We start from the raw sequence: 24233 nt of genomic DNA on the forward strand, positions 1-24233 counted from the left end.
CAAGTGGTTTTCTTGGCGTATAATCCGCCACCGTTAAACCACTTGGTTTTTTTGTTTAATTTTATCGGGCGCTTGAAGAGCCGTTTGAGGATGTCGAACCGACATTACCAAACGCGTTCTCAGGCGCCTTGATACGAATGAGACGAAATGTCTCGGGAAGGTGAAGACTGGTGAAAAAATCCCTAATCGTGCAGAAGTTTGGCGGCACCTCAATGGGCTCAATCGAGCGCATTCATACCGTTGCCAAACACATCATTCGAGCGAAAGATGATGGAAATCGAGTTGTTGCAGTGGTTTCGGCCATGTCAGGCGAAACGAACCGCTTAGTTGGGCTAGCCCAGCAAGTGGATAGTGTACCAAACGCTAGAGAACTCGATGTGTTGCTCTCCGCAGGTGAGCAGGTGTCCATGGCACTGTTGGCGATGACGTTAAATAAGCTGGGTTATAAAGCGCGTTCAATGACGGGCGGCCAAGCAAATATCATCACTGATGGACAGCATAACGATGCCACGATAAAGCAAATTGATACTTTGAAGCTCGACACGCTCCTTGACGATGATTACATCGTGATTGTGGCTGGGTTTCAAGGCATCAATGAAAATGGGGATATCACCACACTCGGTCGCGGTGGCTCAGACACCAGTGCCGTTGCGCTGGCAAGTGCGCTGTCTGCGAGCGAGTGTCAGATCTTTACCGATGTTGATGGTGTGTACAGCTGTGACCCTAGGGTGGTCAACACTGCCCAGCGTTTGGATGTTGTTGATTTTCCTTCAATGGAAGAAATGGCACGAAAAGGCGCAAAGGTGCTACATTTACCTTCAGTACAGACGGCGTGGAAGAACCAAGTTCCTCTGCGCGTGCTGTCGACCTTTGAGCTTAATCAGGGCAGCCTGATCAAGGGTGAGAAGTGTCAGCAAGCTATCTGTGGTGTGGCGATTCAACGCGATCTGGCTCTTGTTTCTGTGCAGCCTGACTCGGTTGAATCGATAAAAAAACACTGCCAGATGATGGGTGTGTCCGTTTGGGATGTGGTCAATGACGCTGATGTGTTGATAAAAAGTGATTGTTTAGCAAAATTGCAACAGTCTTGCGACAGTAAGCTGTTGGATACGCAACAGGTAGGCCAACTGACCGTAGTGGGCACTATCGCTGGACAAATCGCTGAGCATGCGCTGGAGTTGTTGTCAGCCGCGCAGATTGATGTGGTTCATGTTTCTGCTGCTAATCAGTCACTTAATTTGATTATGTTACCAGATTGTGTCGACAAAGCTGCAAACATACTGCATGATTCATATATTACATCGGCGGAAGCTGTGGATTTTCATCCGAAAAAGGCGTTTCTGGGGTAATGGGCGGTTCTCCCGCCATCAATATTTGTTAAACAATAAAGCCTTATAGCTAAAGAGATGACTCAAGGAGCATAGAATGCTAATTTTGACCCGCCGTGTTGGCGAAACTCTAATGATCGGTGATGAAGTAACTGTGACTGTTTTGGGTGTTAAAGGTAACCAAGTACGTATTGGTGTTAACGCTCCAAAAGAAGTCTCGGTACACCGTGAAGAAATCTACATGCGAATTCAAGCTGAAAAAGGCAATGGCAACGTTGCTCCAAGCAGCTACTAATTTGCACCAGAAAAGTCAGCGAGAAGCTGGCTTTTTTGTTATTTACGCTCAATAAAGTCTATTTTTTGAGTGGTTTGGTTAAATCGCCAACGGTTAGACGTTTTTTTCCAAATTTTATCGATAAAGTGTTTGACTTAATTTTGGAAAATCGTAATATGTGCCTCCGCAAGACGGTGAGGTGGCCGAGAGGCTGAAGGCGCTCCCCTGCTAAGGGAGTATACGGTTTGTAGCCGTATCGAGGGTTCGAATCCCTCCTTCACCGCCATTCTTGCACTGCTTCTTTTGAAGCGACAGCGCGTCCTTAGCTCAGCTGGATAGAGTACCTGGCTACGAACCAGGCGGTCGGAGGTTCGAATCCTCCAGGACGCGCCACTTTCCTTCTTTTGGGAAGGTAAGAATCTTTTGAAGGCAAGAAGCTTTCTTTAGAAATATACGACGGTGAGGTGGCCGAGAGGCTGAAGGCGCTCCCCTGCTAAGGGAGTATACGGTTTGTAGCCGTATCGAGGGTTCGAATCCCTCCCTCACCGCCATTTATTTCACATGGAATGTTGACCTAGAGTCAATTTTTTTGTTTCAAAAGAAAATAAGTGTGACGTAAATCACACTACTGCGCGTCCTTAGCTCAGCTGGATAGAGTACCTGGCTACGAACCAGGCGGTCGGAGGTTCGAATCCTCCAGGACGCGCCACTTTTTTCGGTCTTAGACCTTGGATTGAACTACAATGTTCAGTACTAAAATTTTGCGCGTCCTTAGCTCAGCTGGATAGAGTACCTGGCTACGAACCAGGCGGTCGGAGGTTCGAATCCTCCAGGACGCGCCACTCTTTAGGTCTTTAGACCTTGTATTGACCATGTTTGTGTTTATATAACTGAGTTAATACTAAATCTTGCGCGTCCTTAGCTCAGCTGGATAGAGTACCTGGCTACGAACCAGGCGGTCGGAGGTTCGAATCCTCCAGGACGCGCCACTCTTTAGGTCTTAGACCTTGTATTGACCATGTTTATATCTATATAACTAAGTTGATACTAAACCTTGCGCGTCCTTAGCTCAGCTGGATAGAGTACCTGGCTACGAACCAGGCGGTCGGAGGTTCGAATCCTCCAGGACGCGCCACTCTTTAGGTCTTAGACCTTGTGTTGACTATGTTTATATTTATATAACTAAGTTGATACTAAACCTTGCGCGTCCTTAGCTCAGCTGGATAGAGTACCTGGCTACGAACCAGGCGGTCGGAGGTTCGAATCCTCCAGGACGCGCCACTCTTTAGGTCTTAGACCTTGTATTGACTATGTTTATATTTATATAACTAAGTTGATACTAAACCCGTGCGTCCTTAGCTCAGCTGGATAGAGTACCTGGCTACGAACCAGGCGGTCGGAGGTTCGAATCCTCCAGGACGCGCCACTTTACAAAGCCTCGCTTAATGCGAGGCTTTTTTTGTATCTGCTCGTCAGCTATCTCTGCGCAATCTAAGCCTTATTTGATTCATTTGTATCTTTTCTAAGACAAACGATTAAGTTTGGTCTGCAGGTTGCAGAACTCAATTTTCCCGCCTAAACCTTAAATACAGTCAATAGCTAAGGAAGACTAAATGTTAAGGAAGACACTGGTTGCTTACGCCCTAGGTTTGAGTTTTGCTGCCCCGATGGTTTTCGCTGAAGAGGGTGATGGAACAACGGCTCAAAGGGCACAAAATGTTGTAGATGTCATTGAACGTCCTGGTGTTTTAACGCCAAGAGGGAAGTGGTCATTTGATACCTCATTTAGTTATTCACAAAACTCAGCCAATCGCGTTTCTGTCATTGGCTACACTGTTTTGCCATCTCTTTTGGTTGGTTTAATTGAAGTTAGCGACTCAGACCGGACAACAATGACCCTGGGCTTTACAGGTCGCTACGGCATTACGAATGCGACAGAGATTGAGGTTCGCGTACCCTATGTTTACCGTAATGACCAAATATCAGAACGCAGTCTTACCGAGGGTAGTGACGAGCCTACAAACTTTTCTCTTGATGGTGGTGGCATGGGGGATATTGAGTTCGCTATGCGTCATCAGTTCAATTTCGAGTCGGCACCCTACTGGGTCGGCGGGCTAAGGGTTAAATCTGATAGTGGCCGCTCTCCCTATGAGATTGACGTGGATGAAAATAACAACTTCACAGAGGCACCAACAGGATCAGGTTTTTGGAGTGTTGAGCCAAACATTTCAATGATTTACCCTTCAGATCCTGCCGTCTTGTATGCAAACCTAAGCTATATCTATAACTTTGAGGATGAAAAGCGTGTCGGCGATCGCAACGACGATATTCAACTGGGCGATACCATCTCGATTGGTGGGGGTATTGGTTTTGCTGTTAATCCAAGACTTTCGTTCTCGCTTGGTTTGAGCCACCGAACCATTTTCAAAAGCCAAGTTAACGGCTCTACAGCGCCAAACGCAAAAGTCTTGCAACTCGACTATTTAAATTTTGGCGTCAACTACAAAATCAATGAGCGCACCTCAATCAATGTTGGCGGCCAAGCCGGCTTGACTGAAGATGCGCCCGATTTTCAACTTACTATACGCGTCCCATTTAACATGTAGTGGGTTGCTGTTGAGCTAATGAAGATGGTTGAGCAGGGCTTCATTAAGTTGTTGGTTAGCCCTGATTCTCCTAATCGTATTGTCGGCCTGAACATCAATGTCCACAATGGTGTTCAGACCTAGTATGCTGTCATCCATAGTGTTTTGAATGACATTAATAAGGCTTGCATTAAGAGTCTCTGTATTGAGTGTTGTGACAAGAGGTGCTGTTGGACTTGTATCCGACGGTGCACTTGCAATACTGGCTGGTGTAGCGTTTGCTGGTGCTGTGGTTGGCCCCCCGCTCGTGACAACACTACCAACCGAACTATCACCTGAGTCACCGCCCAAATCATCAGCCACCGCTTGGCTAGATGGCGCAGTGATACCCTCGACAAAATTACCTTCACCTACTTGGACAATATTGACCACGCCTTGATCGAGCAGAGGTGGCAATGGCGCTGCTGCTTGTGCTTGCTCAATCGCATTGGTCGCAGTCAGAATACCGTTTTCTATCATAAGATTAGCTATTGAAGCGCTGTAGACAAGCTCACCATTGATTGCCGTTGTCACACTTAGACCAATATTAATCACGTAGTCATCGGCTAGTTGAAAGCCGCCGCGATACTGATCAAGCTGTTCCACTGACATGGGTTCAAACTGGTCCATGGCAATGAAACTATCAGCGCCGCTAGACTGCACCGGTAGGGCGCAGCAAAAAGTTGCTAGCATTGTGGAAGGGATCATCAGCCGATCTCCTTGTTAATATTTAATACTCTCCCGCTGCCGGAAGAGTGATACTGAAAAAGCCTAGTGAGTCTCGCGAAACACCAGAGCTCAATGGGGATGCGGTGTACACTGCAAACTGGTCGTCGTTGATGAAGCCAGAACGCCCCGCGTCAGCTTCGTTTTTTATGAGCAAGACAACCCCTTGGTAGAACTGATTAAATCGTTCATGTGACATGACTAAGGTTCCACGTGAGGGATCACCAAGGATAACCGAGTGCTGGTTGATGCCTTTGATCACTACAAAGTGCATGTAGCCATCAAAATTGACCAAGGTAATACCCGGTACGCCCACGCTCTGAATTTTTTCTAAGTCAATTTGAAAGCCATCAGCGCGAAAACCTTTTTTCTCTAAGTAGGACTTCATATCCAGCAAAGAGAATCCTTGTTGCTTGATCTTTTCTTTGTCACCGTACTCGTACATCGACTTGAAGATGTCTTCCTCAGTGACGGGCGAGTCGTAGTGGAATGTAAGTAATGAGGCGAGCGCGGCTGAACCACAACTAAAGTCGTAAATCTGGCGAAATACATCACCAAATACGATCTCTTTGTAGCTCTTCACCGGCACGGAGTAGTGCCCTCGGTTTGGCAGATATTCTAAAGAATTGGCCGATGCTGCAGCCAGCAACATCAGCCAAGTTAGTTTTTTCATAACGTTTCTTCAATTAGTTACTTGAGTGTCACGTTAACAACGGTTGCGTTCTGGATCAGAACATTATTACCGGTGTTCTGGATAACGCTTGAGATACCAGAACTGTCTGTAAACGCCCCGGAAGTAAGGTAGTTATTCCCGGTTACAGTATTTAGAGCCTCATTACCTGCGACAAAGCCATCGATGTCTGAAGTGGCCGAGATGAGGTCAAGCTCGATCTCAACGAGCTGACCTCCTCTGGCTTCTTCCATTGCTTCTAGGCTGATTTCATCAGTTAACGAGATCTCATCGGCGCTTGCAGAGAGGGCAACAACCATACCCATGATGCAAAGTGCCAGACGCATCTTACGCTCCTATCCGATTACTCATCGGTAAAAATGTTGGCGTTAGTAGCAACGTTTTGTTGAATAAGCGTGTTACCACCAGCGCTTTGAGCAACTGTAGTAATACCTGACGCACCGCTTAGGCCGCTAAGGTCATTGCTGTTCGCCACGTCCACGCCACTACAGCAGCTACCACCCATGTTGTTGATACTGTTACCGTGTACGCTACCTAGCGCTGATGCACTTGCTGTTACCATATCGACATCAAGGTCAATGGTGTTGAAGCTGTCAGTGTAGGTGTCATCATCTGAGTAAGTCATGGTCACGTCATCGTCACTGTAAGACGTTTTTGTGGTGTCATCGTCACTAGATGTGTAGGTGTAAGTATCGTCATCACTGGTTTGCGTGATATCGTCGTCACTAGTCTTAGTCACATCATCATCCGAGTATGTGTAAGTGTCGTCATCACTAGACTTGGTTACGTCGTCGTCTGAGTAGTTAGATGTGTAAGTGTCATCATCACTAGTCATAGTGATGTCGTCATCACTGGTCTTAGTTTTGGTCACGTCGTCATCAGAGTAACTAGCAACATAGCTGTCATCGTCGCTGGTTGATGTCTTAGTTACATCGTCGTCTGATGAAGAGTAGTTCGAGCTATAACTGTCATCATCGCTGGTTGATGTCTTAGTCACGTCGTCATCAGAGTAACTAGCAACATAGCTGTCATCGTCGCTTGTTGTTGTCTTAGTTACATCGTCGTCAGATGAAGAGTAGTTAGAGCTGTAACTGTCGTCATCGCTGGTCGATGTTTTAGTAACATCATCGTCAGATGATGAGTAGGTTGAGCTGTAGCTGTCGTCATCTGTAGATAGCGTATAATCGTCATCACTTGAGTTGGTTTTGGTCACATCATCATCTGATGAAGAGTAGCTTGAGCTATAGCTATCATCATCACTCGACCATGAGTAATCATCATCGCTGGTTGATGATTTGGTGACGTCATCGTCAGATGAAGAGTAAGTTGAGCTGTAGCTGTCGTCATCACTTGACCAGCTGTAATCATCATCGCTAGTACTTGTCGTCGTCTTAGTCACGTCGTCATCGGTTGACGAGTATGTGCTGCTATACGTATCGTCATCAGATGTATACGTGGTGGTTGTATCATCATCCGTTGTGGTTTCGTTAAAGCTGCTGCTATAGCTATCATCATCGGACGACGCTGCTGGTGTTACCGCTAACGCACCGCCGGCGAAAAAAATTGCTGAAATTGCAATCGCAAGGCCTGTCTTATGAAATCTCATGGTGATTACTCCGTATTCCTAGTATTCCTATTAGAAAAATTACTGCGTATACACTTTTCACTTTTCAATTTTGTTCCCGAGCCATGGGAAGCAATCGAATTATAGGTAAGCTGGCTATGTGAGCTATCTCATACTTGAGAATGATTCTGGGCGGTTAGCTGGTACTACTCGGGCATACGTTGTGAGGGGTAAAAAACCTCACTTTTTACAGCTGCTTATTTAGATTAGAGACACTTTGGCTGTTCCAAGTATGAAACTTGAGATGATTAAAGGCTGAATAAGTATGTATTTTCTTGAAGCCATAACAAGCCTACAACTAGGGCTCTACTGATGAGTTATACCGGTTGATAAAATAATCAATATATAAAACAGAATGTTAAAATATTACAGGCATGAAGCGATGTAGTACTTAAGCAGAAATACATTATTCATTTGGCTTAGAAGTGTAGATTTAACGTTGCTCGTGAACTCAGCCTTAACTGCTATATTTCTGATATTGAATTTCGAGAGGCTCTTGATTCTAGTGAAAGTAGTACTGAGGCAACTAGGATGCTTGGTAAATCGTCATTGAAGTGGTGGTACTATGGGAATGAAACACGTTCTTCTGTTAGCAGAAAACAACCTGCAATCTAACTTAATAGAAAAGCAATTGCTCTCCATCTCGAGCTTGGAGGTACAAACCTGCTTGCCCCAAGAGGCAATCTATCAAAGTCACAATCTGCCCGTCGATTTGGTGTTAATTGACTTTAGCTTTCTTCAACAACTCGATCAGCAAGAGGTCGCGCCGGACTTCGACTTGTTTGGATGGTCCTTGATGGTGCTCAATGTCCCTGACGACAAGGTTTATAAAGAGCTGCTGCGCTGGAAGTTTCTCAAAGGAATATTGATGAGCAGTGCATCGATAAAGCATATTACCGATGGTGTGGAATACATCTTCGATGGTGGCTTGTGGTTACCACGCTCTTATCTCGAGACCCTTCTCAGCACCTATCGACACTCAGGGGTTGCGGTGGATCGCCAGTTAGACATCTTGACCAGCCGAGAGCGGCAGGTATTAGAGCTTCTTGCTTACGGTATCTCCAACCAGCAAATTGCCTCGAGATTATACTTATCCGAAAGCACGATAAAGAGTCATATCTACAAACTGTATAAAAAGCTCGACGTGCACTCGCGCCACGATGCAATCAAAATGGTGCGCATGAATGCTGGACTAACAGGGCCTTAGGTTCGGGGAGCGGGTTTCGCTTCGCTCCGAGGTGCGAGGAAGTTGCTACACGCGGTAAACTCCTCGCACCCCGCAGGGCTTTGCCCGTACTCGAACCTCGCACCTGTTCTTTACCGTATGCGGTACATTCCTCGCTTCTCGTAGGGCTATGCCCGTCCCCGATCTCCGCCCCTTTTTTTTGGGGTTTTTTCAGACATTCCACCTCTATCACGCTTTCTTGTGTGGCAAAAACTTAGATATTGAATTCGTTATCATTGTTTGATATTGGTTTGTAAATCTTTTTAGTATCTTTGGTGTTGCACGGAAACTTTGTCTAAACAAAATTGACAAAACATCACCATTCGAGATAATTCTATGTCACTCTACGTTGGCGAGGATGCCTATTTGAGAGTGCTGCTGTCAGGATGACAATGAAGGGAAGTACTATGACAACTATTGGAAGCCAACTGCTGGATGCTGCGACACTCATGATGACTGGGATGGCGGTTGTATTCATCTTTCTCACTATTCTCGTGTACCTAGTGAAAATCATGTCCAGGCTGGTACCAAGCGATCTGCCACCAGAGACCACTCCCGCTATTAAACATAGCGTGACCAAATCCGCTCACACAGTCGACCCTAAAGTGGTGGCTGCGATCTCGGCTGCGATTCACCAACATCGTGCGGCCATGGCGAAATAGATTTCAAGCATTTAAATTAAAAGGAGTTAATAAGTATGTCGAAACCACTTTCGATTACTGATGTGGTGCTGCGTGACGCCCATCAATCGCTATTTGCGACACGTATGCGCCTTGAGGATATGCTGCCTATCGCAGCCGAGCTGGACAAGGTCGGTTACTGGTCTCTTGAGACTTGGGGCGGTGCGACGTTTGACGCTTGTATCCGCTTCTTAGGAGAAGATCCTTGGGAGCGACTAAAAGCGCTCAAGCAAGCGATGCCGAACACACCAATGCAGATGCTTCTGCGTGGCCAGAACCTGCTTGGTTACCGTCACTATGCCGACGATGTGGTTGAGAAGTTTGTTGAGCGTGCCCATGCCAATGGTATGGATGTTTTTCGTATCTTTGATGCGATGAACGATGTGCGTAACTTCCAGACCGCAGTTAAAGCAGCGGTGGATGTCGGCGCCCATGCGCAAGGCACACTGTCATACACCACCAGCCCAGTTCACAATAGTGAAACTTGGGTCGATCTCGCCAAGCGCCTTGAGGATCTTGGTTGTCACTCACTGTGTATTAAAGACATGTCTGGTCTCCTCAAGCCATATGAGGCAGAGGAGCTGATCACTCGCATTAAAGCGTCATGTGATGTCCCGCTAGCGCTGCACAGTCACGCAACAACCGGCCTGTCAACGGCAACCGCAGTGAAGGCGGTGGAAGCGGGGGTCGATATCCTCGATACCGCTATCTCGTCAATGAGTTGCACTTATGGTCACACGCCAACAGAGACCGTGGTTGCCATGCTGCAAGGCACTGAGCGTGATACCAATCTTAAACTTGATCAACTTGAGTCTATTGCCAGCTATTTCCGCACCGTGCGTAAGAAGTACGCTAAGTTTGAAGGCCAACTTAAAGGCGTTGATTCTCGCATCCTGATTGCCCAAGTACCGGGTGGGATGTTAACTAACATGGAAGGCCAGCTCAAAGAGCAAGGTGCGGCTGATCGTATCGATGAAGTACTCGAAGAGATCCCACGCGTACGTCAAGATCTTGGCTATATTCCACTGGTGACTCCAACCTCACAGATCGTGGGTACCCAGGCGGTGATTAACGTTCTGACTGGCGAGCGATACAAGTCGATCACCAAGGAAACCGCTGGTGTCCTTAAGGGTGAGTATGGCGCAGCACCAGCTGAGGTTAACACCGAGTTACAAGCGAAAGTGCTGGACGGCGCAGAGCCGATCACTTGTCGTCCGGCTGATTTGCTGGTGGCGGAGATGGATACCCTAACGGCCGATCTACTCGATAAAGCTAAGCAAGAGTCTATCTCACTGGCTGACGATGCGGTTGATGATGTGCTCACTTATGCCCTCTTCCCACAAGTGGGTCTGAAGTTCCTGAAAAACCGTAATAACCCAGATGCTTTCGAGCCAGTACCAACAGCAGAAGCGGCGGCTCCAGTGGCTGCGCCAGCACCAGCTGCGGGCGGTATTGAGAGCTACAGCGTGAAAGTGGATGGTCAGGTTTATGATGTTGAGGTGGGCCCACAGGGTCAGCTGACGTCGGTAACACCAGCGGCATCGACTACGGCGCCGGCTGCTCCTGCTACACCGGCAGCGACGGCTGAAGCTGAAGCGGTTCCTGCGCCTTTGGCTGGCAATATCTTTAAGGTAAATGTGCAAGCCGGTGCTCAAGTTGCTGAAGGCGATGTGTTGTTGATCCTCGAAGCGATGAAGATGGAGACTGAGGTTCGTGCGGCGCGCGGTGGTGTGGTGCAAGATCTTCATGTTAAAGAGGGTGACTCTGTGACGGTGGGTGCGCCACTGGTTAGCTTGGTATAAGGAAGAATCATGGAAGGATTATTGATTCTTTGGTCAAGGACGGGCATCTCCAACTTTGAGTGGGGCCAATTGGCGATGATTGCGGTTGGCTGTGGCTTGCTGTTTTTGGCCATTCGCAAAGGGTTTGAGCCCTTGCTTTTGCTACCAATCGGCTTTGGCGCCATCCTGGCGAATATCCCCAATGCCGGTTTTACCGAGCCTGGCGGGCTGCTGTACTACGTCTACTACATTGGTATTGAATCAGGTGTGTTCCCACTGCTGATCTTTATGGGTGTTGGGGCAATGACGGACTTTGGGGCGCTGATTGCGAACCCCAAAACCCTCTGGCTTGGTGCTGCAGCGCAGTTTGGTATCTTTGCTACCCTGTTTGGCGCTATCTTGCTGAACTTTGTGCCTGGCATGGAGTTCAGCATGCAGGATGCGTCTTCGATTGCCATTATCGGTGGTGCAGATGGTCCAACCGCGATCTTCCTCGCGAGCAAGCTATCACCGGATCTGCTCGGTGCGATTGCGGTTGCCGCCTATAGCTACATGGCCTTGGTGCCGATCATTCAGCCGCCAATCATGAAAGCGCTCACTAATAAAGAGGAACGCCAGATCCAGATGGCGCAGCTGCGTCATGTGAGCAAGGGAGAGAAGATCTTATTCCCGCTGGCTGTGCTGGTGATGACGATCCTCTTCTTGCCTTCAGCGACACCCTTGGTAGGGATGTTCTGCTTAGGTAACTTGATGCGCGAAGCTGGCGTGGTGGATCGCTTGTCGAAAACCGCCCAGAATGAGCTGATCAACATCGTGACGATCTTCTTGGGTCTTGGTGTCGGCTCTAAGTTGCAGGCGGATCAGTTCCTCAATGTTTCGACATTGGGTATTCTGGCGCTAGGTGCCGTTGCGTTTAGTATTGGTACTGGCACTGGTGTGTTGATGGCAAAACTGCTCAACCGCTTCTCAAAAGAAAACATCAACCCCTTGATTGGTGCTGCGGGTGTCTCTGCCGTTCCGATGGCAGCGCGTGTTGTCAATAAGGTGGGCCTAGATGCCAATCCGCAAAACTTTTTGCTAATGCATGCGATGGGACCAAACGTGGCAGGTGTGCTTGGTTCTGCGGTTGCAGCGGGGATCTTGTTGGCGCTGGTCGGTTAACAACTATCGAGCAAAATTAAGCTAACTATCAGTATTTTGTCAAAGTTCGTTAACCGAACGCACAGTGAAACAAAATTGAGATATAGTCCATGGGGTGCGCAATGCACCCCATTTTTTTTATTACTCGATACTTTTTCACACTAGACTCGTTTATGGCCGACTTTTTCTCAACCTTGTTTTCTGATGTTGCTCTTTGGTTTTCAGACTCAGCGCTTTGGGTGCTGTTTGTGACGGGTTTTTTGAGTGCCACTTTGTTACCAGGTGGCTCGGAAGCGGGCTTAATCGCGACACTCGCTCTTGATAGTTTTAGCCCAAGTTGGATCATTACCGTTGCAACTATTGGCAATACACTTGGTGGCATGACCAACTATTTCATTGGCCTGTGGCTGCCAAATCGAACTGAGTCAGAGAAACATGGTCATAAGGCCATAGCCTACTTAAAAAAATACGGTTATTGGTCGCTTTTATTCAGTTGGTTACCGGTGATCGGAGACCCACTCTGCCTTGCTGCCGGGTGGCTTAGAATGAATATATGGCTCACAACATTGTTAGTTTTTATCGGTAAAGCAGCACGTTATTGTGTTCTCACCGCTGTTTTTTATGGATTTTTCTGAGGGGAAACTATGCGTATTCTCGACAAGCGCACCCTATGGGTGGGCTTAGCCTCTATCGCGACGCTGGTGGGTTGCAGTCAAACAGAGCCATTGGCCGTTCCGAGCAATGATTTGCCAGCGGGTGTGACGTTATTAGATAAGTCACAGCCAGCACTCAATAATGCCGATGTCATGATCCCTTATGCCAAGTATCAGCTTGAAAATGGTTTGACCGTTATCTTGTCTCCTGATCATTCCGATCCTCTCGTGCATGTTGATGTGACCTATCACGTTGGCTCTGCGCGTGAAGAAGTGGGAAAATCGGGTTTTGCCCACTTCTTTGAGCACATGATGTTTCAAGGCAGTCAACACGTCGGTGATCAAGAGCACTTTCGCATCGTTACGGAAGCGGGGGGCTCGCTCAATGGCACGACCAACCGGGATCGCACTAACTACTATCAGACCGTGCCCTCAAATCAGTTGGAGAAAATCCTTTGGCTAGAGGCGGATCGGATGGGCTTTTTGCTCGAGGCGGTCTCTCAGCGTAAGTTTGAGATCCAGCGTGACACGGTTAAGAATGAGCGTGCTCAGAACTATGATAATCGTCCTTATGGCTTAATCTGGGAGCGTATGGCAGAGGCTCTGTATCCGGAGGGGCACCCATACTCTTGGCAGACCATCGGCTATGTTGAGGATCTTGACCGTGTTGATGTGAACGACCTGAAAGCATTTTTCTTGCGCTGGTATGGACCGAATAATGCGGTGATCACCATTGGTGGCGATATTGATAGTAAACAGACACTAGAGTGGATCAATAAGTACTTTGGCTCCATTCCACGTGGCCCAGAGGTTGAAAGTGCTGAGAAGCAGCCGGTGAGTCTGAGTGAAAGTCGCTACATCACGCTTGAAGATCGCATTCAGCAACCGATGCTAGTAGTGGGTTGGCCCACGCAATACCGCGACTCTGAGCAGCAGGTGAATCTTGATATGCTTGCTAGTGCACTTGGCAGTGGTGCCAACAGTGAGTTCTATCAAAAGCTGGTTAAAACCCGAAAGGCGGTGGATGCCGGCGCATTTCACGATTGTGCTGAGCTTGCGTGTACCTTCTATATCTATGCCATGGCGCCATCGGGTGAGCAAGGGCAGCTCGATGTGCTTTACCAAGAACTTATGCAGGTGATGGATGACTTTGGCCGCAATGGTGTACAAGAGCAGCGCCTTGAGCAGATCATCGGTCAAGCGGAAGCCAGTGCCGTATTTGCATTGCAGAGTGTGCGCGGCAAGGTAACACGCTTGGCATCGAACCAGACCTTCTATGACCAACCGGATCGTATTCAATTGGATCTGGACCGATTGAGGGGCGCCAATAAGCAAGATATCGATAATGCCTTTGAACAGTTTATTGAGCAAAAGCCTTACGTGGCCCTGAGTGTGGTGCCACGTGGCCAAACTGAGAAGGCGGTGAGAGAAGCCACATTCATGACGCCGCCTCGCACGCTGCCTGATTATGTCAAGGTGGGTGAGAGCAGCCTGAACTATCGTACTGTCACCGATAACTTTGATCGCAGCGTGGTGCCAGCGCTTTCTGGTGCGGTGTCCGCGCAGCTGCCCAAGTTACACAGCTTTTACTTTGATAATGGTATTGAGGTGCTCAGCACAGCCAATACCGAGACGCCTACCACCGCGATACAAGTGTACATTCCTGCCGGTGAGCGCCAAGTGCCGCGTGGAAAAGAGGGGCTGGCTAGCCTGACGGCCTCGATGATGCAAGAGGGCAGTGAGGATCGCTCTATTGAGCAGATAAAAGCAGAGTTGGATAAACTTGGTAGTTCGATATCGGTGTCACCAAGTCGCTATTCGACTGTCGTGTCTATTTCCTCACTGACAGCCAACCTTGATAGAACGTTAGAGATCATTCAAGAGGTGCTGTACCGCCCCGCGTTTGCTGAACAAGACTTTGAGCGCCTCAAGCAGCAAATGTTAGAAGGATTGGTTTATCAGCAGCAGAAGCCAACCTGGATGGCATCGCAAGCCACACGTCAGGTGCTGTACGGTGAATCGATCTTTGCCCGCTCGGGGGATGGCAGCTTTGAATCAGTCAACAGCATCACGCTAGATGACGTCAAACAGTTCTACCGCCGTCACTACACGCCCCATGGAACCCAAATCGTTGTGGTATCTGATTTGCCGCCTAAGCAGGTAGAGCGCAGTCTTGATGGCTTAAAAAGCTGGCAGGGAGACGTTGCGCCTTTGATTCAACCTGAGGTACTTGCCCCGTTGGGAGAACAGGCAATTTACCTCGTCGACAAGCCTAATGCCCCGCAGAGTATTATTCGTTTTGTTCGTCAGGGCCTGCCATACGATGCGACGGGTGAGGTTTATCGAGCCTCGCTAGCGAACTTTAACTTAGCGGGTAACTTTAATAGTCGATTAAACCTTAACTTGCGTGAGGATAAGGGCTATACCTATGGTGCGAATGGATATTTTGCTGCCAATCGCGAAACAGGCGCGGTAGTTTTTAGCACTCAAGTACGCGGTGATAGCACAATAGCGTCTATACTCGAAATTCAGAGCGAGCTGGAAAAGTACAGTCGCGAAGGAATGACGGATCAAGAGCTTGAGTTTATGCGTTTAGCGGTTGGGCAGCAGGATGCGTTGAAATACGAAACCCCATCGCAAAAAGCCAACTTGCTAAGTTCGATTTTGATTTATGGATTGGATGAGGACTACCTCAAACAGCGTAATGAGATAGTCGATACCATTAGTAAAGAAGAGCTTAATCAGTTAGCGGCGAAGTGGTTTGCACCACAAGATTACCAGATTATCGTTGTTGGTGAAGCTGAACAATTGAGAGGCGAACTAGAAGCACTAAATATTCCCTTGGTCGAGCTTGAAATCCGTCACTAACATACCAATATACAGGGAAATATGCCTTCTCTGAGTGTTGCAACATTAAGAGAGGGCGAGTTCTGATTGTTGTGCTAGCAGGCTTAATGGCGCTGGCACCTCTCCAATATAAGTGAACGCGTTTTGACTAATTTTGTTGCCCGCTTGGAGCGAATCGCCGAGCACACCCAAGTATTCAATGACTACACTCGCGGTGTTGAGCGTGAGACGTTGCGCTACCAAGAAGATGGATCTTTGGCACAAAGCCCTCATCCATCATCACTTGGCTCTTCCTACTCAAACCAATGGATCACCACTGATTTTGCGGAGTCATTACTGGAGTTTATTACTCCGGTGAGTCACTCTGTCGATGAGCTATTGGCGCAGTTAAAGGATATCCATCATTTTACTCAAACCAAGCTTGGTGATGAGTCGATGTGGCCACTCTCGATGCCCTGTTTTGTTTCTGATGAACAAGATATTCAACTGGCCCAGTACGGCAGTTCGAACTCTGGGCGAATGAAAACGCTCTACCGAGAGGGGCTTAAGCGCCGCTATGGTAGCCTGATGCAGGTGATCTCCGGCGTTCACTTTAATTTCTCTTTCCCGGATAGTTTCTGGGATGCATTACACGGCGAACAGAGTGAAACATTGCGTCAAAAGACCAAGTCTGACAGCTACTTTGCGATGATCCGTAACTACTATCGCTTTGGCTGGTTGATCCCTTATTTCTTCGGCGCATCACCTGCTCTATGTTCCTCTTTCATTGGTGGTCGTGAAACGGAGCTGCCGTTTGAAAATATCAATGAGACATTGTACCTGCCGCATGCAACCTCATTGCGTTTGAGCGATCTTGGCTACACCAATAGCGCGCAAAGTGTACTTAGAATCGGTTTTAATGGCTTAGATCAGTACTTGGATGGGCTGAATAATGCCATCCGTACTCCTTCAGACGAATTTGCCCAGATTGGGGTTAAAGTGGATGGTGAGTACCGTCAGTTGAATAGCAATGTGCTGCAAATCGAGAATGAGTTGTACGCACCGATCAGGCCCAAGCGTGTCGCAAAAAGTGGCGAGAAGCCCTCAGAGGCACTAGCTCGTGGAGGCGTCGAATACATCGAGGTGCGCTCGCTCGACGTGAACCCATTTAGTCGTGTCGGTATCAGTGATGAGCAGATCCGTTTCTTAGACCTGTTCTTGACCTGGACAGCACTGACCGATTCAGCACCAATGGACGATTGTGAGCTGACCTGTTGGCGTGAAAACTGGAATAAGGTCATCACCCATGGTCGCCAGAAAGGTCTGGAGTTAACCATAGGCTGCCATGGTGAGGTTCTGACCCTGCAAGACTGGGCTAAGCGTGTATTTGTCGAGTTGCGTGAAATTGCCAAAGTGATGGATAAGGCCAAGGGTGATAACGCCTATCAAGCGGTGTGCGATAAGCTATCGAGCTGGATTGAAAACCCAGAACTGACCATTTCAGGTCAACTTCTGGCAGAGATAAAACAGCGTGGTGGTGTGGGTGAAGTGGGGCGTGAACTGGGTCAGCGCTTTAAACAGCAGCATCTTGCTCACCAGTACCTTCATTACTCTAAAGCTGAGATGGAAGCGGAAGTCGAACGCTCTATCACAGCACAAAAACAGGTTGAGCAGCAAGACAGCATCGACTTCGATGCGTTTCTGGAGCAGTACTTCGGCTACCTAAAATAGGAACATGGATGAAACCAAGTTGTATCGGTAAGGGATTACTCGTTCTCCTGCCTGCAGTATTACTGGTGGGGTGTGCCACCCCACCACCCTCAAATCAAAATAATCTGTGCGATATTTTTCGCGAGCACCCAAGTTGGTATAAAGACGCGGTCGCGATGGAGGAGAAATGGGGCACGCCTATCAATATCGCCATGGCGTTTGTTAAGCAGGAAAGTAGCTTTCGCCACGATGCGCGCCCGCCGAAAAAGTATGTCTTGGGCTTTATTCCTTGGGGACGTGTCAGCAGTGCCTATGGTTATGCGCAGGCGCAAGACCCCGCTTGGTCGGATTTTCAGGCTGCCACACGCAATGGTGGCTCACGGACCAATTTCGATGATGCCATGATGTTTATTGGCTGGTACACCCACGAGACTCGTCGCCAGCTGGGCATATCGCTATGGGACCCGTATAATCAGTATCTGGCCTACCACGAAGGGCGTGGTGGCTATCAACGCAAAACCTATCAAGCGAAACCTTCGTTAATTACGGTTGCAAGGCGCGTTGAGCAGCAAGCCAAGGACTATGGGTGGCAACTCAAGCAGTGCCGCCAAGAGCTAGAAGATAAGCGCCGCCGCTGGTGGTTCTTCTAGGGGACAATGACAGGATAATCAGTGAGAGAAAAACGATGCCTTTACTAGACAGCTTTACCGTTGACCACACTCGTATGAATGCGCCAGCTGTGCGCGTTGCGAAAACGATGCAAACGCCAAAGGGCGACACCATTACTGTGTTTGATTTGCGCTTTACCGCCCCAAACAAAGACATTCTTTCTGAGCAGGGTATCCACACTCTAGAGCACCTGTATGCAGGCTTTATGCGCAATCACCTCAACGGTGACAGTGTTGAGATTATCGATATCTCACCGATGGGTTGTCGTACCGGTTTCTACATGAGCTTGATCGGCACCCCCGGTGAAGAGCAAGTGGTCGCGGCTTGGACAGCGGCAATGGAAGATGTGCTGAAAGTAGAAAGCCAGGACAAGATCCCCGAGCTCAACGAATACCAATGCGGAACCGCCGCAATGCACTCACTAGACGACGCCAAAGCCATCGCAAAAACCATCCTAGATTCCGGCATTAGCGTAAACAAAAACGACGAGCTAGCCCTGCCAGCCGCCATGCTCCAAGAGCTCAAAGTCAACTAACGAACCTCGTTCGTTCAGGGTGCGAGGAGCGTATATGGACTCCCCTAGTAGTGCAAGTAATCAAGGACGCGTGTTAGCAAGTGCACGTATATTCGGTTTCTAAATGGGGCGCTACCCCGAACCTGTATGGCTTCATCCACATAGCAAGGATTCTAAACGAGGTTAAGGTATCTCAGTACCACCGCTCCTCTCAGAGTTTTCCTTGCCGGCTTTGATAGCACGTTGTCCATAGTTTCTTGCAGTTACATTGGTGAGCTGTCGCTCTTTAACCTCTCAGTCAGCCTTATCTAGATACTATTAAGCGGATAGTTCTTCTCTATAAGGCTCATTTTTTTTCAGCATAGCGCATGCTATTCTGATGGTCTTGTTGGCTAAGGCCAGAACGACTTTGTTGAAGTGGTTTCTCTCCAGCAAGGAGCGTATCCAACAACTTAATGGGTCAGTTTTATCTTTGATATTACTGACCACCGCTCGCGCTCCGTGTACTACCAGAGAGCGAAGTGTTCGGTCACCTTTTTTGGTAATACCAAGGTTTTTGTTTTTACCGCCACTACCTGTATGTGCTGGAACAACCCCAATGCTAGCACTGGCATCGCGACCGCACTTATAAGTTGAAGCATCCCCTATCCGGGCGTATAAAGCTGCTGCAACTATCCAACTGACACCTCTCAATGACGTCAGTAAACGACAGGCAGGGATCTGCCTCACATAAGCAATCAACTGCTTATTTGCATCATCGATGGGCTTATCAAGAGCAATCAGCTGATCAAGCAGTAATTGTAAGCTGAACCGGATAGCAGGAGTTAACCCATTGTCTGGATTTTCTAATTCTTGAGGAAGTAATTGGCGTAATTTTTTGATGCTTTGTGGGAACTTAACGCCGTATTCCATTGCAAAACCTCGAATTCGATTCGCAGTAGCGGTTCGTTGTTTAAGGTAGCTTTGACGCAAGCGCAAGATAGTTGCAATGTCTTGTTGTTCAGTGGTTTTTACTAGAACAAAGTGAATATCTGAGCGCTTAGAAGCTTCGTAGATCGCCAGTGCATCATTGGCATCATTTTTATTGCCAGAACGATATTTTTTCACTATTTGAGCAGGAAGAAGACGAACTTGGTACCCGCGCTTTTGAAAGTAACGTCCCCAATGGTGCGCAGACCCACAGGCTTCCATATAGATGTGAGCAGACGGATGCTGGGCAATAAAAGCCAGCATCTGTTTTTGTGACATAGCTCGATTAGATTTTAACTTTCCAGCCTGGTTGAACAACGCAACTTGAAAGACAGTTTTGGCAAGATCGATAGAAATGGTGTTAGGCTTATTCATGGTATGGGCTCCTTTTTTGGTTGACGCTTTAACTTTAGCTGACAACGTCGGTTAAGGTGGGGAGTCCATACCATTGGGTTACACTTCGTTCCGAGGTGCGAGGGTCACGCCACGCGCGTTCAACTCCTCGCCTCTCACCTCTGCTTTTTCCTCGCTCCCCGTAGCGCAGCGTCCTCGAACCTCGCCCCCCTTTTTTAAGACGCTTTTTGCTGCGCCTTAGGCGGGTAGACCTTAACGAGTTTGATCTTATTCTCATCGACCTCGATGATCTCCATCAGCATGCCTGACACTCGCACGCTAACTTGGCTGCGTGGGATATCTTCTAGGTGCTCAAGGATCAGACCGTTCAGGGTGCGCGGGCCGTCGGTGGGTAGTGCCCACTTGAGGCCTTTGTTGATATCACGGATGTTGGCGCTGCCCTCAATCATAAAGCTGCCATCGGTTTGCGGGGTGATCTCGTCAGAGAGGCTCGGTGCGATTGAGGTGGTGAACTCGCCGACGATCTCTTCAAGGATATCCTCAAGGGTAATCAGGCCAACAATATCACCATACTCGTCCACGACTAGACCAATGCGCTCTTTGTTTCTTTGAAACTTAAGCAGTTGAACGTTAAGTGGTGTGCCTTCTGGAATAAAGTAAATCTCATCGGCTGAGCGCAGTAGGGTCTCTTTGTTGAACTCATTCTTCTCGAGCATCAGGCGATACGCCTGGCGCAGACTCAGCATGCCGACCACTTCATCAATCTGATCGCGATACAGTACGATACGGCCGTGTGGTGAGTGAGTGAGCTGGCGAACAATTGATTTCCAGTCATCATTGATATCGATGCCGGTGATCTCATTACGTGGGATCATCAGGTCGTTGACCGTAACATGTTCCAGGTCGAGGATGGAGACCAACATATCTTGGTGGCGGCTTGGGATCATACTTCCCGCTTCAGCAACCACCGTACGCAGTTCATCGGTGCTGAGGTGATCCTCAACCGTGTGTGAGGCATTAAAGCCGAGCAGGCGGATAAAGCCATTGGTAATAAAGTTGACCAAGATCACCAGAGGCGATAGCAGCTTCATCAATACCATCAGCACAATCGAGCTGGCATAAGAAACACGCTCAGGGTGGATCGCCGCGACGGTTTTTGGGGTCACCTCGGCAAATACGAGCACGACTAAGGTTAAGGAGCCGGTCGCAATCGCCACGCCATAGTCACCATACAGGCGCATACCGATAATAGTGGCAATCGCCGAGGCTAGGATATTGACCAGGTTGTTGCCAATCAAGATCAAGCCAATTAGGCGATCGGGGCGATTGAGTAGCTTTTCGACGCGTTTGGCACCCTTGTGCCCTGATTTTGCTAAATGTCTCAGACGGTAACGGTTGAGAGACATCATCCCTGTCTCAGAGCCGGAGAAATATCCGGATATTACAATGAGGCCGGCGAGGATGGCGAACAAAAAGCCAGTCGATATGTCGTCCAATGTATGGGGTATCCTTTGTTTTGATTAATCTAATATATGTTTGAGCACAGCAAGAGTGTCAAGTGAAAGTTTTTGTGTCTCTAAGACAAGATAATCTCTTTGACAAAGCGGCTGCCAAAATAGGCCAGAGTCAGTAGCCCAGCACCCACTAGGGCAAACCAGGTGACTTTTTTGCCCCGCCAGCCGCGTTGGTAATGTCCCCACAGCACCACGACGTACACCACCCAGGCAACCAAAGACAATATCGCCTTGTGCGCTTTACCTTGGGCAAACATATCGTAGACGAACCCATAGCCAGTGAGCAGCGTCGCGGTGAGGAGCACAGTGCCAATGACAATGATTCGAAACAGCTGGCGCTCAACGAGCATTAGAGGAGGCAGGTTAGGGTTAATCGCCAGTGCCTCTTTTTTCTTTAGCTTCTCATCCAGCCAAGCCAGTTGCAGCGCATACAGTGCCCCTATAGTTAGAGTCGAATAGGCGAACAGTGCCAGCGAGATATGGACTAACAGCTTGGGAGTGTGCTCAAGATGAGTGATAAAGGCGCCGGGAATAAAGGCAGAAGTCAGTAGGTTAATGATGGCAAACCCGTAAGCCACCGGGAGCAAAAACCACACCCGCATCTTGAGCATGGCGCCAGTGAGCACCACACTAATGATAAAACTGATCAGGGTAGCCACATTAAGAATGCGCAGGTTCTGGCCGGAGTCAGCTAAGATCAGGTCACCGATAAGCCACCCATGTAAAATCAGCGCCAGAACAGCACTGATGAATACTGTTTTCGACCGGATGCCCGTTTGCTGGAGCAAGCCCGGTATGATGGTGGCAATGGCTGCGCCGTAGCACAGTGCGGCAGCAACAGCGATAATGTGATCCATGGTGGTAAGACGGTTCTCTGCGTATTGAGTAACAGCACCCGCCTAAAACGGGGCGCGAATTGCCGTTATTATAACCTGCATCAATGCGTGGGGCTATCGGCAATCTGCTTGATTATTGAGTGATTTGGGTAGTGATCACCCTGCAAAGCTGTGAAGCTTGAGTTGGCTAATGTATACTCGCTGCAATGATCGCACAAAAGCGAAGAGAGAAAGATGTTTGATAATTTAACGGATCGTTTATCCAAGACGCTGAAAAACCTCAGCGGCAAAGGTCGACTGACCGAAGACAATATTAAGGACACCCTGCGCGAAGTACGCATGGCGTTGCTTGAGGCAGACGTTGCGCTGCCCGTTGTACGTGACTTCGTCAAGCGCGTCAAAGAGGGTGCGGTGGGTGTTGAGGTTTCTAAGTCTCTAACCCCAGGTCAAGAGTTCATTAAGATCGTTCAGCGTGAGCTAGAAGCGGTAATGGGGGAGTCGAATGAGGCTCTTAACCTTGCGGCGCAGCCACCGGCGGTGATCTTGATGGCAGGTTTGCAAGGTGCGGGTAAAACCACCAGTGTTGGCAAACTGTCTAAGCTACTTAAAGAGCGCGACAAGAAGAAAGTCTTGGTTGTTTCCGCTGACGTGTATCGCCCAGCGGCGATCAAGCAGCTTGAAACCCTAGCGAGTGACATTGGCGTTGATTTCTTCCCATCAACGGCGGATCAAAAGCCGATTGATATTGCCAACGCCGCTATCGATCACGCCAAGAAGAAATTCTATGACGTGCTGATCGTCGATACCGCTGGTCGCTTAGCGATCGATGAAGATATGATGGCCGAGATCAAAGATCTTCATAGCGCTATCACGCCAGTAGAGACGCTGTTTGTCGTCGATGCCATGACAGGTCAAGATGCGGCGAATACCGCCAAGGCGTTTGGCGATACTCTACCTCTTACCGGTGTAATCCTGACCAAGGTCGATGGTGATGCGCGTGGTGGTGCGGCGCTGTCGGTACGTCATATCACTGGTAAGCCGATTAAATTCCTCGGTGTGGGTGAAAAGACTGACGCTCTAGAGCCATTCCACCCTGATCGTATTGCATCGCGCATTCTTGGTATGGGTGACGTGCTGTCGCTTATCGAAGATCTGCAGCGCAACGTTGACCAAGATAAAGCTGAAAAGCTGGCCAAGAAGTTCAAAGAGAAGAAAGGCTTTGACCTAGAAGATTTCCGTGAGCAGCTTGGTCAGATGCAAAACATGGGCGGCATGATGGGCATGATGGATAAGCTGCCGGGCATGGGTAACCTGCCTGACAATGTTAAAGATCAAGTCGATGACAAGATGTTTAAGCAGATGGAAGCCATCATTAACTCAATGACGATGAAAGAGCGTCAGCGCCCAGAGATCATCAAAGGCTCACGTAAGAAGCGTATCGCGGCGGGTTCTGGTACCCAAGTGCAAGACGTAAACCGTCTACTCAAGCAATTCACTCAGATGCAGAAGATGATGAAGAAGATGCAGAAGGGTGGCATGAAAGGTATGATGCGCAACATGCAAGGTATGATGGGTGGCATGGGCGGAGGCGGCGGCTTCAACCCCTTTGGTCGTTAATTGAGCATAACGCTCAATTCATCATATTGAGTTTCAAGGTGTTAGCTGACTCACAGTTTGGCCACAGGCTGAATGTTGGTGAAAAAGTAGCTAAACACCTTGCATTGGTCGGGAATAAGAGTAAAATTCCCGAGCTTTAATTTGGCACGAGACCCCAACCTGTTCAGGTTTTTGAGCGGACTTTGGGGTTAATTTTATTTTTGAGAAAGCAAAGAGGACGACATGGTAACCATTCGTTTGGCACGTCACGGCGCTAAGAAGCGTCCATTTTATCAAATCGTAGTAGCGGACAGCCGCAATGCTGCAACTGGCCGTTTCATCGAGAAAGTTGGTTTCTTCAACCCAACTGCTAAAGGTCAAGAAGAAGGTCTACGTCTAGACCTAGATCGCGTTAACCACTGGGTTGGTCAAGGCGCATCTGTATCTGACCGCGTAGCTAAGCTAGTTAAAGACGCTCAAAAAGCGGCTTAATTGAACA

At 48.5% G+C, this 24233-nt stretch carries 21 protein-coding genes and 9 tRNA genes; 23 read left to right on the top strand and 7 right to left on the bottom strand.

Features of this window, described 5'->3' with window-relative positions:
- Window positions 1–170: 170 nt before the first annotated feature.
- From ACZ5R2_RS04585 to ACZ5R2_RS04640, 12 genes are all read left to right on the top strand, one after another.
- Window positions 171–1349, top strand: a complete 1179-nt coding sequence (locus ACZ5R2_RS04585; protein ID WP_464901213.1) for an aspartate kinase — start codon at window positions 171–173, stop codon at window positions 1347–1349.
- A gap of 76 nt (window positions 1350–1425) precedes the next feature.
- On the top strand, window positions 1426–1623 hold the full coding sequence (gene csrA, locus ACZ5R2_RS04590) for a carbon storage regulator CsrA (protein WP_164649151.1): 198 nt from the start codon (window positions 1426–1428) through the stop codon (window positions 1621–1623).
- Window positions 1624–1795: 172 nt separating this feature from the next.
- Window positions 1796–1888, top strand: a tRNA-Ser gene (locus ACZ5R2_RS04595).
- A gap of 30 nt (window positions 1889–1918) precedes the next feature.
- Window positions 1919–1995, top strand: a tRNA-Arg gene (locus tag ACZ5R2_RS04600).
- A gap of 65 nt (window positions 1996–2060) precedes the next feature.
- A tRNA-Ser gene (locus tag ACZ5R2_RS04605) sits at window positions 2061–2153 on the top strand.
- A gap of 81 nt (window positions 2154–2234) precedes the next feature.
- Window positions 2235–2311 (top strand) — tRNA-Arg (locus ACZ5R2_RS04610).
- Window positions 2312–2367: 56 nt separating this feature from the next.
- Window positions 2368–2444, top strand: a tRNA-Arg gene (locus ACZ5R2_RS04615).
- Between the two features lie 70 nt (window positions 2445–2514).
- Window positions 2515–2591: transfer RNA gene (locus ACZ5R2_RS04620), tRNA-Arg, on the top strand.
- A gap of 69 nt (window positions 2592–2660) precedes the next feature.
- A tRNA-Arg gene (locus tag ACZ5R2_RS04625) sits at window positions 2661–2737 on the top strand.
- A 69-nt stretch (window positions 2738–2806) separates the two neighbouring features.
- Window positions 2807–2883 (top strand) — tRNA-Arg (locus ACZ5R2_RS04630).
- Between the two features lie 68 nt (window positions 2884–2951).
- Window positions 2952–3028, top strand: a tRNA-Arg gene (locus tag ACZ5R2_RS04635).
- A gap of 187 nt (window positions 3029–3215) precedes the next feature.
- Window positions 3216–4208 (top strand): transporter, encoded by a 993-nt coding sequence (locus ACZ5R2_RS04640; RefSeq protein ID WP_464901214.1) that lies wholly within the window; start codon window positions 3216–3218, stop codon window positions 4206–4208.
- Between the two features lie 15 nt (window positions 4209–4223).
- On the opposite strand, the gene ACZ5R2_RS04645 is transcribed toward ACZ5R2_RS04640, so the two are convergent.
- Genes ACZ5R2_RS04645 through ACZ5R2_RS04660 form a run of 4 tightly spaced genes read right to left on the bottom strand, consistent with a single transcriptional unit; the run spans window position 4224 to window position 7249 of the window.
- Window positions 4224–4934: a hypothetical protein gene (locus tag ACZ5R2_RS04645; RefSeq protein ID WP_464901215.1), complete on the bottom strand. Its 711-nt coding sequence runs from the start codon at window positions 4932–4934 to the stop codon at window positions 4224–4226.
- Between the two features lie 22 nt (window positions 4935–4956).
- Window positions 4957–5625, bottom strand: a complete 669-nt coding sequence (locus ACZ5R2_RS04650) for a C39 family peptidase (RefSeq protein ID WP_464901216.1) — start codon at window positions 5623–5625, stop codon at window positions 4957–4959.
- 17 nt (window positions 5626–5642) lie between these two features.
- Complete coding sequence (locus tag ACZ5R2_RS04655) at window positions 5643–5969, bottom strand: carbon storage regulator (protein ID WP_464901217.1); 327 nt, start codon at window positions 5967–5969, stop codon at window positions 5643–5645.
- A gap of 17 nt (window positions 5970–5986) precedes the next feature.
- Window positions 5987–7249, bottom strand: coding sequence for a hypothetical protein (locus tag ACZ5R2_RS04660; RefSeq protein WP_464901218.1), 1263 nt, complete (start codon window positions 7247–7249; stop codon window positions 5987–5989).
- A 583-nt stretch (window positions 7250–7832) separates the two neighbouring features.
- Between ACZ5R2_RS04660 and ACZ5R2_RS04665 the strand changes: the two genes are divergently transcribed.
- The 9 genes from ACZ5R2_RS04665 to luxS all read left to right on the top strand — a co-directional run bounded on the left by ACZ5R2_RS04665 (window position 7833) and on the right by luxS (window position 18486).
- Window positions 7833–8474: a response regulator transcription factor gene (locus ACZ5R2_RS04665; protein ID WP_464901219.1), complete on the top strand. Its 642-nt coding sequence runs from the start codon at window positions 7833–7835 to the stop codon at window positions 8472–8474.
- A gap of 425 nt (window positions 8475–8899) precedes the next feature.
- Complete coding sequence (locus tag ACZ5R2_RS04670; protein ID WP_464901220.1) at window positions 8900–9154, top strand: oxaloacetate decarboxylase subunit gamma; 255 nt, start codon at window positions 8900–8902, stop codon at window positions 9152–9154.
- A gap of 35 nt (window positions 9155–9189) precedes the next feature.
- The gene (gene oadA, locus ACZ5R2_RS04675; protein ID WP_464901221.1) at window positions 9190–10974 is read left to right on the top strand and encodes a sodium-extruding oxaloacetate decarboxylase subunit alpha; all 1785 of its coding nucleotides are present in this window, start codon (window positions 9190–9192) and stop codon (window positions 10972–10974) included.
- A 9-nt stretch (window positions 10975–10983) separates the two neighbouring features.
- Complete coding sequence (locus ACZ5R2_RS04680; protein WP_464901222.1) at window positions 10984–12114, top strand: sodium ion-translocating decarboxylase subunit beta; 1131 nt, start codon at window positions 10984–10986, stop codon at window positions 12112–12114.
- A gap of 152 nt (window positions 12115–12266) precedes the next feature.
- Window positions 12267–12728 carry a YqaA family protein gene (locus ACZ5R2_RS04685; RefSeq protein ID WP_464901223.1) on the top strand — a complete coding sequence of 154 codons (462 nt, stop codon included), beginning with the start codon at window positions 12267–12269 and terminating at the stop codon, window positions 12726–12728.
- Between the two features lie 9 nt (window positions 12729–12737).
- On the top strand, window positions 12738–15614 hold the full coding sequence (locus ACZ5R2_RS04690) for a M16 family metallopeptidase (RefSeq protein ID WP_464901224.1): 2877 nt from the start codon (window positions 12738–12740) through the stop codon (window positions 15612–15614).
- Window positions 15615–15737: 123 nt separating this feature from the next.
- A complete protein-coding gene (gshA, locus tag ACZ5R2_RS04695) occupies window positions 15738–17303 on the top strand; it encodes a glutamate--cysteine ligase (protein WP_464901225.1) in 1566 nt (521 codons plus the stop codon).
- 8 nt (window positions 17304–17311) lie between these two features.
- On the top strand, window positions 17312–17932 hold the full coding sequence (locus tag ACZ5R2_RS04700; protein ID WP_464901226.1) for a transglycosylase SLT domain-containing protein: 621 nt from the start codon (window positions 17312–17314) through the stop codon (window positions 17930–17932).
- A 35-nt stretch (window positions 17933–17967) separates the two neighbouring features.
- A complete protein-coding gene (gene luxS, locus ACZ5R2_RS04705; protein WP_438473864.1) occupies window positions 17968–18486 on the top strand; it encodes an S-ribosylhomocysteine lyase in 519 nt (172 codons plus the stop codon).
- A gap of 297 nt (window positions 18487–18783) precedes the next feature.
- On the opposite strand, the gene ACZ5R2_RS04710 is transcribed toward luxS, so the two are convergent.
- The 3 genes from ACZ5R2_RS04710 to ACZ5R2_RS04720 form a co-directional block, all read right to left on the bottom strand.
- Complete coding sequence (locus ACZ5R2_RS04710; RefSeq protein ID WP_464900235.1) at window positions 18784–19809, bottom strand: IS110 family RNA-guided transposase; 1026 nt, start codon at window positions 19807–19809, stop codon at window positions 18784–18786.
- A gap of 194 nt (window positions 19810–20003) precedes the next feature.
- A complete protein-coding gene (locus ACZ5R2_RS04715; RefSeq protein ID WP_438459180.1) occupies window positions 20004–21284 on the bottom strand; it encodes an HlyC/CorC family transporter in 1281 nt (426 codons plus the stop codon).
- A gap of 80 nt (window positions 21285–21364) precedes the next feature.
- Window positions 21365–22159: a cytochrome C assembly family protein gene (locus ACZ5R2_RS04720; protein ID WP_464901227.1), complete on the bottom strand. Its 795-nt coding sequence runs from the start codon at window positions 22157–22159 to the stop codon at window positions 21365–21367.
- Window positions 22160–22372: 213 nt separating this feature from the next.
- On the opposite strand from ACZ5R2_RS04720, the gene ffh reads away from it, so the two are divergent.
- Window positions 22373–23755: a signal recognition particle protein gene (gene ffh, locus ACZ5R2_RS04725; protein ID WP_464901228.1), complete on the top strand. Its 1383-nt coding sequence runs from the start codon at window positions 22373–22375 to the stop codon at window positions 23753–23755.
- Window positions 23756–23977: 222 nt separating this feature from the next.
- Window positions 23978–24226 carry a 30S ribosomal protein S16 gene (gene rpsP / locus ACZ5R2_RS04730; RefSeq protein WP_005379962.1) on the top strand — a complete coding sequence of 83 codons (249 nt, stop codon included), beginning with the start codon at window positions 23978–23980 and terminating at the stop codon, window positions 24224–24226.
- The last annotated feature ends 7 nt before the right edge of the window (window positions 24227–24233 follow it).

It is taken from the genome of Vibrio sabulosilitoris (assembly GCF_055391395.1).